We start from the raw sequence: 15,370 nt of genomic DNA on the forward strand, positions 1-15,370 counted from the left end.
AAAATATAGGAATAACTACTTTTCCTTTTAAACTTACTTCACTTCTTCCAAAACATCCAACTCCACCTTCAAATTCTTGATGATAAAATCTTGTCGGTCTGGAGTATTTTTACCCATATAAAAAGACAACAATTGTTCAATAGAAGTGTTCTTATCCATCATAATAGGATCCAAACGAATCGTTTCTCCGATGAAATTCTTGAACTCATCTGGCGAAATCTCTCCCAATCCCTTAAATCGGGTAATTTCCGGTTTTGGCTTTAATTTTTCTATAGCGTCTTTTCGTTCTTCTTCCGAATAGCAATAAATGGTTTCTTTCTTGTTTCGAACTCTAAAAAGTGGTGTTTGCAAAATATACAAATGCCCTTCTTTTATTAATTCCGGAAAAAACTGTAGGAAAAAAGTAATCAGCAACAAACGAATGTGCATTCCATCGACATCGGCATCGGTTGCAATTACAATGTTGTTGTAACGCAATTTTTCCAATCCATCTTCAATATCCAAAGCTGCCTGCAATAAATTGAATTCCTCATTTTCATACACAATCTTTTTACTCATTCCATACGAATTCAAAGGCTTACCTCGTAAACTAAACACCGCCTGAGTATTTACATCACGAGATTTGGTAATCGACCCGGAAGCCGAATCTCCCTCGGTAATAAACAAAGTACTTTCTAAACTCTTTGGGTTTTTTGTGTCTGGAAGATGCGCACGACAATCTCTTAATTTCTTATTGTGCAGATTCGCTTTCTTGGCACGATCTGTAGCTAATTTTCGAATTCCTGATAATTCTTTACGCTCGCGTTCGGCCTGAAGAATTTTTCGCAACAGGGCATCTGCAGTGGCTGGATTCTTGTGCAAATAATTATCTAATTTTGTTTTCACAAAATCATTTACAAACGTACGAACCGAAGGCATACCTGGTTCGGAACCAATATCTGTCGAACCTAATTTGGTTTTGGTTTGTGACTCAAAAACAGGTTCCATCACTTTGATGCTAATGGCACTCACCACCGATTTACGTACATCCGATGCTTCGAAGCTTTTATTGTAAAACTCTCTTATAGTTTTGACAATCGCTTCACGATAGGCTGCGAGATGCGTTCCTCCCTGTGTAGTGTTTTGCCCGTTTACAAACGAGTGGTATTCTTCGCTATATTGGGTTTTACTATGCGTCAGAGCCATCTCAATATCATCTCCTTTGAGATGAATGATAGGATATTCTAAATCATCAGCGTGAATGGTTTCTTCTAATAAATCTTTTAATCCGTTTTCGGAATAATATTTTTCTCCATTAAAAATTATCGTCAATCCATTGTTCAAATAACAATAGTTTTTGAGCATTTTGATTACATACTCAAATCTGAATTTATAATTTTTAAAAATGGTTTCATCAGGCGTAAAAGTAACTTTAGTCCCTTTTCTCTTGGTAGTTTCAACGACATCTTCTTCAAGAACCAAATTACCGCCTGAAAACTCGGCAGCTTTTTGTTTGTCCTCACGAACGGACTCCACACGGAAATAATTGGACAAGGCATTTACGGCTTTTGTCCCGACTCCATTCAAACCAACGGATTTTTTGAAGGCCAAGGAATCGTATTTACCACCGGTATTCATTTTGGAAACAACATCAATTACCTTCCCTAATGGAATTCCGCGTCCATAATCACGAACGCTGACTGTCTTATCCTTAATGGTTACTTCAATGGTCTTACCAGCACCCATTACAAATTCATCGATACAATTATCGAGAACCTCTTTTAATAAAATATAAATACCATCATCTGGCGAAGATCCGTCACCTAGTTTCCCAATGTACATCCCGGGACGCATACGGATATGTTCTTTCCAGTCGAGAGAACGGATATTATCTTCGGTGTATTGATTTTGATCTGACATTTTGGAATTTTATCGAATTTAACTGCGTTCTGTTCGGTCTTTTGCTTTTCGCAAAAACAGCGAGTGTGCTAATGTAGTGTAATTCGATAAAATTTAAAAGAGGAATACCGCAAAGTTATCAAGAATGATATTGACAGGAGATTTTAGGTTCTAGCCCCAGTTCTATATAAAAAATTACTCTTTAAACAAAAATCCCAAACCCATTCCTTTGAGCATTTTTTTTTCGAAAGCCCAAAAGAATCTAAATTGGCCAAAAAGAAAACCTATTACTACCAATAAAACTTGATAAATAGGAAAAATTAACAGTAAGCGGATTGGAGTAAACCAATGCCCCAATTCATCTTTGGCAATTCCCAACCACACACAAAAGGGTTTGGATAAATAAGCCGAAGCTGATCCTGTAATGGCAAAAACAACAAATACAACGGCCAATTGCCAATTGGAAGTGAGTCCCCAACGTTGTTTCAATCCTTTCATTTTTAGTTTATTCCTTTTTGCAAATATAACAGGTTTTAATGGTTGAATTAATTCTTATTTTCTTTTTTGTTTCTATATTTTAACTATTAAATATTATAATCTAGCACTAAGAAACTTTCTTTTTTAGACTTGCATCTATTATTTCAAACAATCGTTCTCTATTAATTGGTTTTGTTATGTAATCAGTAAATCCCGCCTTGAAAATTCGATCTTTATCTTCGTTGGATGAAAATGCGGTTTGTGCAATTATGGGGAGATTGGGTCTTATTGGCGCAATTTTTTCAAGAGCTTCGAATCCATCCATAATAGGCATTTTGATATCCATTAACACCAAATCTATGTTTGGGTTATTAAAGCAGATATCAACTGCTTGTTGACCATTTTCGGCACGAACTATCCTGAAATTTTTTCCTTTCATTAGTTTCTGAAACAACAAGAAATTAATATTATCATCCTCAGCAATTAATATAGTTCCTATCTCTTCACCTTTAGAAATAGTAAGTTCATTAACAGATTGAACCGTTATTTTTTGTGATTTTACATACTCCAAAGGAATGATGAAATAAAATTCGGTGCCCTTTCCCAGTTTCGATTCTAATGTAATGGTCCCTCCCAGCATTTCGGCATAGGCTTTTGAAATCGCAAGTCCTAAACCAAGTCCGCCAATTTTGCTTGTATGGTCTCCTCCCACTCTTCTAAAACGATCAAAGATGTATTGCTGATTATTTTCATCAATTCCAAAACCAGTATCTTTTACCTTGAATACAATTCTATTATTTGCTTCGTCAATCTCATAACCAAATTCAACAGAACCCTGTTCTGTAAACTTTAGCGCATTAGTAACTAAATTTGTAATAATTTGTTTCAGTTTAACCTCATCCGTTTTTATTGGATATGGGGCTGGTTTTTTGCTTTCAATTAGTTTGAAATCAATTTTCTGAGCTTTTTTATTTGTTATTTTAATACTGTCATACAAATCTTTTATACAAGATTCCATATTTACAGCGGTATAATTAGGTTTTGCTTGATGGGATTCAATTTTTGACATTTCGATAAGATCATCAATAATAGCAATCAAGTTCTTTCCACTTTTGTCAATAACTGATAAATATTCCAGCTTCTCTTCGTCTTCTAGATTTGTATTCATCAGTAATTCCGTAAAACCGACTATGGCATTAAGGGGAGTTCTTATCTCATGTGACAAATTGGATAAAAAAGAAGATTTTAGTTTATCACTTTCTTCAGCTTTTAATTTTGCTTTTACCAATTTACTTTTTTGCTTGGCGTTTTCTTCAAAAAGAGTTCCGATGTTTTTAAAATCTCCTTCCGTATTTTTTAAAATTTCGATGGATTCTTTATTCCCTGTTTCCAATGCTTTGGTGATAGCATTTAAAGGGATAGAAATCCATTTTTCGGTATAAATAAAGCTCACCAATAGCAATAATAAAGAGATAAATAATATAAAATAAAGACTTTTTAAAATGGTAGCAATAAATTTTTCAAAAGGTCTTTCAAAATAAACACGTGCCACAAATTCATTTTTGTAATCTTTCAAATCAACTTTATATTGAAGAATGTAATTTTTTGCTGCTCTGTTTTTTTGATTGCCAATTACCGATATTGTAGAATTGGTTATTTTTTCAATTCTTTGTTTAAAAGGCAAATCAATTTTTCTGGCTAATATAAAATAACCTTCGGCTTTTGGATTTATTGTGTCATTTGATTTTTTGATGATGATACCAAATACTTGAATTATTCCATCGGATGTTTTTAAATAAAAACGGGATTTACCAGACTTATTTAAAGCCAGTAAAGCTTCTTTTGGAACAAAATCAACTTCTTTTATTTTAGCTGAATTAGTATGATTTATAATTTTATTGTCCAAACCATAAACACCTATATAATCAGATTTAAAGAGACTAGAGTCAGCATACATTTCGTTATTTAAACCCGAATTTTTAGTTTTAAGATAATCTATCAAATCATTCCTCTCCATTGAAGCAACAGTTTGGTTAAAGCCAAGTTGTGTTATTCTAGTGATTTCATCCTGAAATTGATTATTGTAATTATCTAAAATACTTTTCTTTATATTGGTTATATACAACAGTATGGTCAAAACCAATAGTATTGAAAAAACATTCATGCCTACAACAAGTAAAATTATTTTGGGTTTCGATTTTTTAACTTCTATTTTTTTCATAGGAAGAAAGTATATATGCTTTTTTGAAAAAAAACGTCTAGACAAATAGTTTTAAATAAAATAGCATATTTTTTTAGCTCTTTAAATCAATTATCATGCCGCAATTTTTACAGCAATGCATAAGATTATTAAGTTGCTTTGAAATTCAAAAAAAGAAGTTTCAATAGGATTTGGGATGTACTTTAATGTTATCTTATCCAAAATATTTTTTTAAGTATTTAAGCAAAGGAAAACCAAGAAATAAATTTATCCAAAACAAACGCTCACTAATAAGACATTTACTAAAAAAAGGCATTCACAAACTTGTAAACACCTCTCTAAAGATTTAAATTAAATTCATTTATCAATACTATTTTGCAGATTGCATTTCCTATCTCGGTGGGACTCGTCCATACAATCTTTGATTATATTTATTTTGAAAATAAATCATATAATTATAGATAAGATAGTTTACTTCATAACCATAATTAATAGTTGGATTGTAATCGATAGTCATTTCATATAAATTAGGAGAATAGATTTGTGGCTGACGAACACGGTTATTCCATTCCATTACATAAAATTTATTTTTGTTTTCTAAATAGGATTGTGAATAATATCCCCTTGGAAGGGCCGTTGATTGTAACCAAAAATCAAAACCCGGTTCAATGATGATAACTTCGTATTCGAGTTCTTTATTTTCAATTTTTATGGTGTCATTGCTTCCAGTTTTTGTTTTTTCTGCACTTGCAACATTAGATTTAGAAGCACTACATCCTATAATCGTTAAAAGAACAATCAATGTGCAAATTAAATTTTTCATAATAATAGTTGTTTATCGATGTCATATAAAAAACAATTCTAAGAATAAATTATTAATTGATTTATCAATTAAAAACCAAACTATAAAACAACTCAAAGTTAAGGATTTTTATGCTGATTTTCTGCATTTTACAACTTAATCTAACAGAAATAGATTGTATTTATAATGAACTTTTACATAAGTTCGTTTCTAATATCATCTATTCTGATGCAAAAAAAAACATTTACAAGTTTGTAAATGTCTTTATTAGTATTAATCAAGATTTTATTTATTTCCCAAAAAGCTTTCCTAAAAAGCCACCAATACCGCCACTGCTTTTGGTCACCGCAATAGCATCATCCATATCCAGTTTTCCATCGGCATTTTGGTCTAAACCAAATTGAGTTCCATATTTTGAAATGGTATCCATTATTCCGGATGTTTGGGTGCCATCTCCTGAAATGGCCCCAATTAAATCCGTTATTTGAAAACTGTCATTCGGGTCATTGGCTTTTTTAACTAATCCGCCTAGTATTTGAGGAATCATACTACCGGCAACTCCAGCTGCATCACTATTATTTAAACCAAATTTTTCTCCCAAGCTTCCAGTAAGTTGTTGCGTAATTTGTTGTACAGTTGGATTTGATGGATCTTGAGCATTATTCCCTTGCAGTAACCCGGCAAGTTTTTCGATTCCTCCTTCGGAAGCCATTTTTTGCAAGCTTGAAAATATTGAATTTCCCGCCTCACTCAGTACCGCTTCATTATGTTCATTTGGAACGGCATTATTATTGACAACTGCTTCCTGTCCAAATTGTTGCACTAATTGTGTTAATTGCTCAAACATAGGTTTTTGATTAAAATTAGATATCAAATTTAATCAAAAAAAAGTGGTAATTTATTAATTGAAGTTAACAAATTACCACTATATAATTCAGCACCAATTGATTGTTTTAGATAACTAACGATTTGCTTAACAAACTAATAATTTGATGTGCGAGTTCTGTACCAATTCTATCCTGTGCTTCTTCGGTAGCCGCTCCTATATGAGGTGTTAAAGAAATTTTTGGATTCATTAAAATAGTAATTTCGGGATTTGGTTCACTTTCATAAACATCCAATCCTGCGAATAACACTTTACCGCTATCCAATGCTTTTACGAGTGCCACCTCATCAATAGCACCACCTCTTGCACAGTTTACAATTCCAACACCGTCTTTCATCATTTCCAATTCTTTTTCACCAATAACATGTGTATCCTGAGCAGGTACATGCAATGAAATAAAATCAGATTCTTGAAATAAAGATTCCTGAGTTTGTGAAACAAGTGATATAGAAATAGACTGCCCATCAAAAAAAGACACTTTTATATCTTTTTTTGGAATATGTGTATCGCTATAAATTACTTTCATTCCAAGTCCAATAGCCATTTTTGCTGTAGCTTGACCGATACGTCCCATACCTATGAGTCCAAGTGTTTTTCCTCTTAACTCAAGACCATTTGCATAAGCTTTTTTCAGACCATCAAAATTGGTATCTCCTTCCAAAGGCATATTTCTATTCGAGTCGTGTAAAAATCGCACACCGGTAAATAAATGGGCAAAAACCAATTCAGCAACAGACTCTGATGAAGAAGCTGGGGTATTTATAACATGAATTCCTTTGCTTTTGGCATATTCAACGTCAATATTATCCATCCCTACACCACCACGACCAACGATTTTAAGACCCGGACAAGCGTCGATAATATCCTTGCGAACCTTTGTGGCACTGCGAACCAATATGACGCTTATATTGTTTTTGTTCACAAAATTAGCCACTTGCTCCTGAGCTACTTTTGTAGTGATAACTTCAAATCCAGCCTTTTCTAAAGCGACAATACCGCTTTTTGAAATTCCGTCGTTTGCTAATATTTTCATTTGTCTTTTTTCTATTTTCCGCTATTTCTTTTTCTTTTTTGTCTGAAAACTGCAATCTGTTTACTAAATACTTTTTTCAAGCTCTTTCATCACATCAACAAGAACTTGTACACTTTCCAAAGGTAGTGCATTGTACATTGATGCTCTGTAACCTCCAACTGAACGGTGACCAGGCAATCCAGAAATTCCAGCTGCTTTCCACATCTCATCAAATTTGGCAGCATGTGATTCATCGTTCAACAAAAAGGTGGCGTTCATATTAGAACGGTCTTCAACAGCTGCCGTTCCTCTGAACAATGGATTTCTGTCAATTTCTGCATAAAGTAATGCTGCTTTAGCATCATTTATTTTTTCGATAGCTTCAATTCCACCTAAATTTTTCAACCATTGTAATGTCAACAAAGATGCGTATACTGGAAAAACAGGTGGCGTATTGTACATACTGTCTGCTTTTATATGTTTAGCATAATCAAGCATACTTGGGATTTCGCGTCCAGTTTTACCAAGAACTTCTTCTTTGATAACAACCAAAGTTGTTCCTGCTGGTCCCATATTTTTTTGTGCACCAGCATAAATGATATCAAATTTTGAAAAATCTAATTTTCTTGAAAAAATATCAGAACTCATGTCACATACAACAGGTATGTTTGTTGATGGAAATTCCTTCATTTGAGTTCCAAAAATAGTGTTGTTACTCGTGCAGTGAAAATAATCTGCATCAGCAGGTATAGTGTATCCTTTTGGAATATGATTGTAATTTTGTTCTTTTGAAGATCCCACAACGATTGTTTCTCCAAAAAAATTAGCTTCTTTTATAGCAGCCGAAGCCCAAGTTCCAGTGTCCAAATAAGCGGCTTTCCCATTTATTTTCATTAAATTATAAGGAACCATAAGGAATTCAAGACTTGCTCCTCCTCCAAGGAAAATAGCCTGATATCCCTTCCCTTTTAAATCCAAAAGTTCCAAAACTAAAGCTCTTGCCTCTTCCATTACGGAAACAAAATCTTTACTACGATGTGAAATTTCCAAAAGTGACAAACCAGAATTATTAAAATTTAAGATTGCCTGAGCTGATTTTTCAAAAACTTCTTGTGGTAAAATACAAGGTCCTGCGCTGTAGTTGTGTTTTTTCATGATATAGTTTGTAGTTACTGTTTGTTTTTATTTCTTCCTATCAGCTATTGTAAAAATCGTCAATATCAATACCATTTCTTGATTGACGATCATAAGAATTTCAAGCTGTAGTTTGTGTTTGAATTTTCAAAACGCAAATTTCGGAAATATGGGCTGAAAAATCGTTAAATTATTTGCAATAATATAAAAACAATCATCTATATTGTTGACAAAAACGATATAGTATCAACATTGTCGGCATAATCCCAAAGATTTGGTTTTTGTGTGTATCCAAACTGAACACTGTTTTTTACAAGATTATTGCTTACAATACATTGAATTTGATCGCTTTCTTTCTCCAAACGTTTTCCCAAATCATCCAGATTTTCATAGTTCTCATAAAAGATGCTCGAAATGGGCGAACCATAACTCGAATCTTCTTTTAAGGTTAGGAATCCATTGTCCAACAATTTAAAATTACTCATCAGGAAAACCGCTTTATTGTAGTCGTAGTTATTGGCATATTTCTCGTAATGGATCACATCTTGGTATTCGAAAATAGCTTCAAAAAAGGAATCAAAAGAATAACCTTTTGGAACAAAAAGTTTAGAAACATTTCGACATCCTAAACCAAAATATCTAAAAATATCCTCACCAAGTGCTGTTAATTCCTCTTTGGTTTCTTTGCCATTCAAAACCGCAATTGAGTTTCTATTTTTTCTTATGATGGAAGGCTTATCTTTAAAATAATATTCAAAATAACGAGCTGTATTATTACTTCCTGTAGCAATTACTGCATCAAAACCTTCAAGTTTTCCTTCTACAAATGTGATTTTGTTTTTAAATCCAGATTCAAAAGCAATAAGATAATTAGCCAGAAAAGGCAAAAGGTGCTGATCATTCGAAGAAGTTTTTACCAAAACATCATGCCCAGTAATCAAAACTGATAAGAAATCATGAAATCCAACCAAGGGAATATTACCTGCCAATATCAAGGCTACTTTTTTTGGCGCTACCTTGCTAAAATCGTAGGTAGAAAGCCATTTATCCAAATTATCTTCGGTTAATGCCTCTGCCCAAGATTGTATTGAAAAATATACTTGTTCTGGGGTGTACCAACCATTATGAGATTGTGAAAGTTGAATTAAATCGATGAATTTTTCAAAAAATAAAACATTACCAAATACAGTTTTGTCTTTTGTGCAATTGCCTTCTTTGAATTGTGCCAAAAATTCACCTAATTTAACAAATGCGTTTTTTTTTGTATCTAATGTCATAATGTTTGTTTATGAAAAGTTTTGATTGTAATTTTGCACAAAAATAAGCTTTTTATAAGCTTTAGGCAAAAGTTGTGTTCAGTATTCGTATTTCGTTTTATAGAACATCAAGCTTTTGAACTTTCAACCTTAAAACTAAACATAAAATGGCAATTATAATAACCGATGAATGCATAAATTGTGGGGCTTGTGAACCAGAGTGCCCAAATACAGCTATATATGAGGGAGCAGATGATTGGAGATATAAAGATGGAACAAAACTGAGAGGTAAAGTGATTTTGCCAGATGGAACAGAAGTAGATTCAGATGAAGCACAAACACCAATCTCTGATGAAATATATTATATTGTTCCGGGAAAATGTACTGAATGTAAAGGATTTCACGACGAGCCACAATGTGCCGCCGTATGTCCAGTAGACTGTTGTATCCCAGATGACAATCACGTTGAATCTGAAGAAACTTTATTAAACCGACAAGCTTTCTTACACAACGAATAAAGCATATCCTTTTAAAATTTCATACAACCTGTGTTTTTCACAGGTTTTTTTTTATGCAATACTTTTTCCTTTTAAAAAATGACAATTGATTGATTTTTTTCCTATTTTTAAGAAGAATATTTTTTACTAAATTTTTTATTTGCATTTAAAAAATATGAAAAAATGTCTTGTTTTACTTCAATTCTTTTTATCCTTCACTGTTTTTTCACAAACCAATGAAAGAACATTAATACTATTGGATATTGATTCAAATCTACCAATAGAGGATGCCGTTATTTTAGTTTTAAAAACAAAACAAGTTTTAATGTCAAATAATGAAGGAAAACTTGTTTTTGAACTAAAAGGAGGATCTAATTTAAAAATAACCCATTCATCTTATTTACCACTTACCATAAAATGGGCTTCTTTAAATCAGTCTGAAAATATTATCTATTTAAAAAGTAAATCAAACACTCTTGATGACATAGTCGTAACAAAACAGCACCCTCAAGAAATAATCAAAGAATTAGTAAATAATTCAATTAAAAAACTGAATGTACCCGCTAGATTGAAAGCCTACTCAAGAGAGTTTTTTAAATTAAATGGTAATTATGCATATTTCAATGATGGCCTCATAAATTTTCAACTATATAAAGACCAGAAAAAAGTAAAATCTATTTTATTGGTAGAACAAAATCGCTCTTTTGGTTTAGTTGATGATGAAATCAGTTCTGATCTCTTAGGATATAATTTAAATGTAACGATGGAAAAATATTATATTTTCACGGTATTAAGACCATTATTAGATGAAAAAATAAGAAAAAAATATAACTTTATTATAAAGGTATATACTTTTAATCAGGAGTATAACGAAATAACTGCAATTCCACTGGAGGGAACAACTGAATTATTGGATGATTTTAAAATTGTTTATGATGTTAAAAGAAAATTAATAATTGAGATAAATGCTGAAGTCTCTTCTATTACTTTGGCAGGGCTTAAAGAAGACAACTCAAAAGGATTCAAAAATATAATTAGGTCTGTATTTAAAACTAATTATAGAGTTGATGCAGAAAATTATTATCTAATTAGCTCAAAAGAAGAAATTAATTACGAGATCAATACTGGTAATGAAACCAAAAACATAGAAGTACTTAATAACTTAGTAACAACAAATTTTAATATTCAAAATTACACTTATAAAGAAAGTGATGTTTTTAAAGACAAAACTCTTTTCAACATAAAGAATTCTATATTAACAGATTACTGGAATGTTTCTGGATTAACTCCTACTACCAAAGAATTGGAGATAATTAATAAAATTATAAAATCTTTTTAGCCATAATCACATAAGTATCATAAGCATATGTTTTTCGGTCTATTATTTTGATAATTTCAAAATTGTTGAGATATAAGAATAGCTGCATTTCGTTTAACGTAAAAACCCGAACGGTAGAGAAATCATCCAGTAGAATTTCTTTTTCACTATCTACAATCTTGTAATATTGTGCGCTCCAATCCAACATAAAATTTTCCATCGGTGTGGTTTCCCAATGACTCTCACGAATGTAATTTATCCCTTCATAAGTAGCTTCATGAAGTATGGTAAGGTTTTCTTTTATAAAAGGAATAAAACGATTGGCATCGATAAAATCAAAAATAAAAATACCATTTGGATTCAAATTTTTATAAACTGACTCAAAGGTATCTATTACATCTTCATTGTTGGTCAAATAACTTGTGGATCGTCCGGTTATGATAATGGCATCTACTGGGTTTTCAAGCACAAAATTACGCATGTCCCCATGTATAAAAGTGCTGTTTCTATTTCTTTCCTGTGCAATATCAATCATACTTTGGCTATAATCAAGGCCTAAATAATTATGATTATTTTCCTCAAATCGCTTGGCTAAATTTCCTGTACCGCTACCAATTTCAAGTACAGAATCGCATTTTTTTTCTTGGATTAAGGTATTATAAAACTCATATTCTTCGTCATAATCGATAAAGGTTTGGTACATGGCATCAAAAATAGCAGCCATTTTACCAGTATATAAATTATTTGCCATGATAGTAATATTGTTTTGTATAAATTTAAGGAATTCAATGAAATAAAAAAAGAGCTACCCGAAGATAGCCCTTTTGTAAAATGTGGGTCAAAATTAGAATTTATAGTTTAATGATAAATTCAACATTGTCCCTAATTGACTGAAATGAGATCCATCATAAGTAACTTGAGAGTAACGACCGTTGAAAGTAATTAGGTTATATTGTGTTTTTACTTGTGCTGGATCTGCTAAAATAGCGCTTCCTGCAGCATTTTCAGCTACAAATTTCCATTCAGGTAATACATTGAAAATATTATTTACATTAAAAGCTAAAGTTAACTTTTCAGTTGCGGAGAAAGTAATTCCTAAATCTGTCACGATTTTAGGAATAAACTCTGTTTTTAGATCAGCATTTAAACCATCTTGATTAAAAGTTGTTTTACCAAAATAAGTGTTATTAAGAGAAAAACCAAATTTCCCAATTTCATAATTAGCACCCAAGATCCATTTTGTCTCTGGTCTTGAAGTAAACATTAATGATTCTAGTGTTTGGCTAAAGCTGTCACCAGTTCTTACTGGAGAAATTCTTTCATTATCAAAAGTAATATTCCCAGATAAGTTAAATCCTAATTTTCCAGACCCTATTCCAATATTATTATAATTCATAACAACATCTAACCCTGAAGTCCTGCTGTCGAAAGAGTTGGAAAACCAAGCAACTGATCCAAATTGAGTGTCTTGTTTATCACCCAATACGATTCTGTCTTCCACTTTGATGTTGTAATAGTCAAGAGTAAAATTGAAATTTTTAAAAGGCTTAGAACCTATACCAATTGTAATATTAGTAGATTTTTCAGCGTCCAATTGAGGAATATTCAATTGACGTGCTTGTGGAGAAACATTATTGATAATTCCACTTACTTGAATTCCTGATCCAGGAACAAAAGAATATTGTGATTTCTGAGTATAGATTTGGTGCAAAGTTGGCGCTCTAAATCCTGTTGATACCGAACCTCTTAAAGTAACTTTGTCATCTAGAAATTTATATCTTGAACTTAGTTTCCAAACCGTAGCATTTCCAAAATCGCTATAATCTTCGTAACGAGCAGTACCATTAATTAAGAAATCTTTGGTCACATCATAAGCCACATCTAGGTAAGCTCCAAAGTTGTAACGGTTCCATTTTCCGGAATTTTCCGGACGGTTACCTGCAAATGAATCGGCACCCATTCCTTCCCATGAAGCTTCATCACCTGCTTGAACTGCAAAAGTCTCAGTTCTGAACTCGGATCCAAAACCAATACTAATATGGTCCGAAAGCGTTTTTGAAATATCTATATTACCAACGATATGATTAAAAGAAGTACCTCCTGGCTTGAAAGATATTGGTGAATTTTCTTGGTATTTACTAGTATAAATAACCTCTCCTGTGATTGGATCTACAGCTGGCAGCCCTGTATCAGGATCTATACTTGATTGTTTTATATTTGATCTGTTTACAGAATTATTCACAGAGTAAGTTTGACTATTTCCTCCAGTAGTTATACTCATATCTGTATTCCAACCATTTTTAGTTGTTTTAAAACCTAATGTAGCATTGTAGTCATTTAAGTCACCTTCAAATGTTGGCACATAACCATCGTATGAAGGATTGGCATCATCTCCATTTCCAAAGAAATCGTTTAAATATGGATTGGCTGGATCTAATGTTCTCCAATATGGAGTTCTATAATTGGCAAATGAATTTACTTTTTTATAAACATAAGCAGCATTATAATATATTTGGGTGATATCGTTTAAATCATTCCCACCGTTAATTAAGAATTTTGCTGCAGCAGTTTCAGGAGATCCATTGATATTTCCTGCATCTGGACGTCTTGCAAGGAATGACTGCACATCTGCTAAAGGAGCGCCAAAATCACCTGCATCACCTTCTGCATCAACAGTTCCTGGTCTATTAGCTTGATTTACTTTAGAAAAATCTATAGTGTAATTTAGAAATCCATTACCTCCAACAGTAGTTCCATTGTTCAAAGTTACTCCTAACATTTCACCATCTCCTTCTCCTGTAATACCCGATCTAATTGTAAGTGAGCCATCAGAATGATTCTTTTTTAAGATAATATTCATTACACCTGCAATCGCATCAGATCCGTATTGAGCAGAAGCACCATCTCTTAAAATCTCAACTCTTTCGATAGCATCTGTAGGAATTGCTGATATATCAGCTCCTGTTTCTCCTCGTCCTGGAGAAGTTTGCACATATAATAATGAACTTAAATTTTTACGTTTACCGTTTATTAAAATTAATGTTCTACTAGGCCCCATATTTCTTATTTCATATGGATCCAGTAATGAAGTAGCATCATTAACTGGTGTATTTACAGTATTAAAGGACGGAATTCTGTATTGCAATGCTTTGTCAAAAGTCGCTTGTCCCGTAGCAGTCAAATCTTTCGAGGACAATACATCAATTGGTAATGCACTTGTAGTATTACTTCGAGGAGCAGTACGTGTCCCTGTAACTACAACTTCCTCTAGTTTTTGTCCTCCGCTTTCTTCCTCTAAATCAACATTGATGATGGCTGTTGTAGCTGGTTTTGTAACTGTTGTAAATCCTATATAGCTAAAAACTAATGTAGCTCCTTCATTAACATTTAGCTTGTAACTACCATTCATATCTGTTGATATTCCATTTTTCGTCCCTTTTTCCTGAACATTAACTCCAGGAAGCGGAGTACCCGTTTTGTCTTTTACGATTCCTGAAACTTCTCTTTGAGCCATCATAAACGTGACATTTAACAAAAAGAATAATAGCGCGATTTTTCTCATAATCAATTAAGTTTGGTTGGTTATTGGTTAATTATTTAGGCTAATATAACAAAATATTAACATAAAAAATGTAAAATGTTATATTTTATCTAAAAGTTAGATAATAATTATCAATACGGTAATTCCGACAACTGATAACTATTAGAAAAAAAGCAATTGATGATTTTACGAGTTTATTTTATGTTTTTCTTTTTTTTGACATTATCATTTACGAGAGCAATTTTTAAATAATCAAACAATATTTTTTTTTTGAATTGGCATTTCAATCATCAATATTGATGTGAAAAGCAAAAGTAATTTTTAAACAAAAGAAAAATCCAGTCTATCTTGCATAAAAATATTTAGTGG

General features: G+C 32.3%; 12 protein-coding genes. 2 read left to right on the forward strand and 10 right to left on the reverse strand.

Annotated elements, in window-relative coordinates:
- Positions 1-33: 33 nt before the first annotated feature.
- The 8 genes from DOS84_RS05940 to DOS84_RS05975 form a co-directional block, all read right to left on the reverse strand.
- Positions 34-1,899 carry a DNA topoisomerase IV subunit B gene (locus tag DOS84_RS05940; RefSeq protein WP_111409202.1) on the reverse strand — a complete coding sequence of 622 codons (1,866 nt, stop codon included), beginning with the start codon at positions 1,897-1,899 and terminating at the stop codon, positions 34-36.
- Between the two features lie 174 nt (positions 1,900-2,073).
- The gene (locus DOS84_RS05945; RefSeq protein ID WP_111409203.1) at positions 2,074-2,376 is read right to left on the reverse strand and encodes a DUF6787 family protein; all 303 of its coding nucleotides are present in this window, start codon (positions 2,374-2,376) and stop codon (positions 2,074-2,076) included.
- 106 nt (positions 2,377-2,482) lie between these two features.
- Positions 2,483-4,576 carry a hybrid sensor histidine kinase/response regulator gene (locus DOS84_RS05950; protein WP_111409204.1) on the reverse strand — a complete coding sequence of 698 codons (2,094 nt, stop codon included), beginning with the start codon at positions 4,574-4,576 and terminating at the stop codon, positions 2,483-2,485.
- Positions 4,577-4,946: 370 nt separating this feature from the next.
- Entirely contained in the window at positions 4,947-5,378 is a 432-nt protein-coding gene (locus tag DOS84_RS05955) for a DUF6146 family protein (protein WP_111409205.1), read from the reverse strand.
- A gap of 268 nt (positions 5,379-5,646) precedes the next feature.
- A complete protein-coding gene (locus tag DOS84_RS05960) occupies positions 5,647-6,204 on the reverse strand; it encodes a DUF937 domain-containing protein (RefSeq protein ID WP_111409206.1) in 558 nt (185 codons plus the stop codon).
- Positions 6,205-6,310: 106 nt separating this feature from the next.
- Positions 6,311-7,276, reverse strand: a complete 966-nt coding sequence (locus DOS84_RS05965; protein ID WP_111409207.1) for a D-2-hydroxyacid dehydrogenase — start codon at positions 7,274-7,276, stop codon at positions 6,311-6,313.
- A gap of 63 nt (positions 7,277-7,339) precedes the next feature.
- Positions 7,340-8,410 carry a 3-phosphoserine/phosphohydroxythreonine transaminase gene (serC, locus tag DOS84_RS05970; RefSeq protein ID WP_111409208.1) on the reverse strand — a complete coding sequence of 357 codons (1,071 nt, stop codon included), beginning with the start codon at positions 8,408-8,410 and terminating at the stop codon, positions 7,340-7,342.
- A gap of 197 nt (positions 8,411-8,607) precedes the next feature.
- Positions 8,608-9,666: an acyl-CoA reductase gene (locus DOS84_RS05975; RefSeq protein WP_111409209.1), complete on the reverse strand. Its 1,059-nt coding sequence runs from the start codon at positions 9,664-9,666 to the stop codon at positions 8,608-8,610.
- 146 nt (positions 9,667-9,812) lie between these two features.
- Between DOS84_RS05975 and DOS84_RS05980 the strand changes: the two genes are divergently transcribed.
- Both DOS84_RS05980 and DOS84_RS05985 read left to right on the forward strand, forming a co-directional pair.
- Positions 9,813-10,163, forward strand: a complete 351-nt coding sequence (locus DOS84_RS05980; protein WP_111409210.1) for a 4Fe-4S dicluster domain-containing protein — start codon at positions 9,813-9,815, stop codon at positions 10,161-10,163.
- 154 nt (positions 10,164-10,317) lie between these two features.
- On the forward strand, positions 10,318-11,481 hold the full coding sequence (locus DOS84_RS05985; protein WP_111409211.1) for a hypothetical protein: 1,164 nt from the start codon (positions 10,318-10,320) through the stop codon (positions 11,479-11,481).
- Here the strand turns inward: DOS84_RS05985 and DOS84_RS05990 are convergent.
- Together DOS84_RS05990 and DOS84_RS05995 are read right to left on the reverse strand one after the other, a co-directional pair.
- Positions 11,465-12,211 carry a class I SAM-dependent DNA methyltransferase gene (locus DOS84_RS05990; protein WP_111409212.1) on the reverse strand — a complete coding sequence of 249 codons (747 nt, stop codon included), beginning with the start codon at positions 12,209-12,211 and terminating at the stop codon, positions 11,465-11,467. The two genes, DOS84_RS05985 and DOS84_RS05990, sit on opposite strands and share 17 nt — an antisense overlap.
- Before the next feature lie 93 nt (positions 12,212-12,304).
- Positions 12,305-15,022 carry a TonB-dependent receptor gene (locus DOS84_RS05995; protein WP_111409213.1) on the reverse strand — a complete coding sequence of 906 codons (2,718 nt, stop codon included), beginning with the start codon at positions 15,020-15,022 and terminating at the stop codon, positions 12,305-12,307.
- Between the last annotated feature and the right edge of the window lie 348 nt (positions 15,023-15,370).

Source organism: Flavobacterium aquariorum, from assembly GCF_003254745.1.
GTDB classification, from domain to species: Bacteria; Bacteroidota; Bacteroidia; order Flavobacteriales; family Flavobacteriaceae; genus Flavobacterium; species Flavobacterium aquariorum.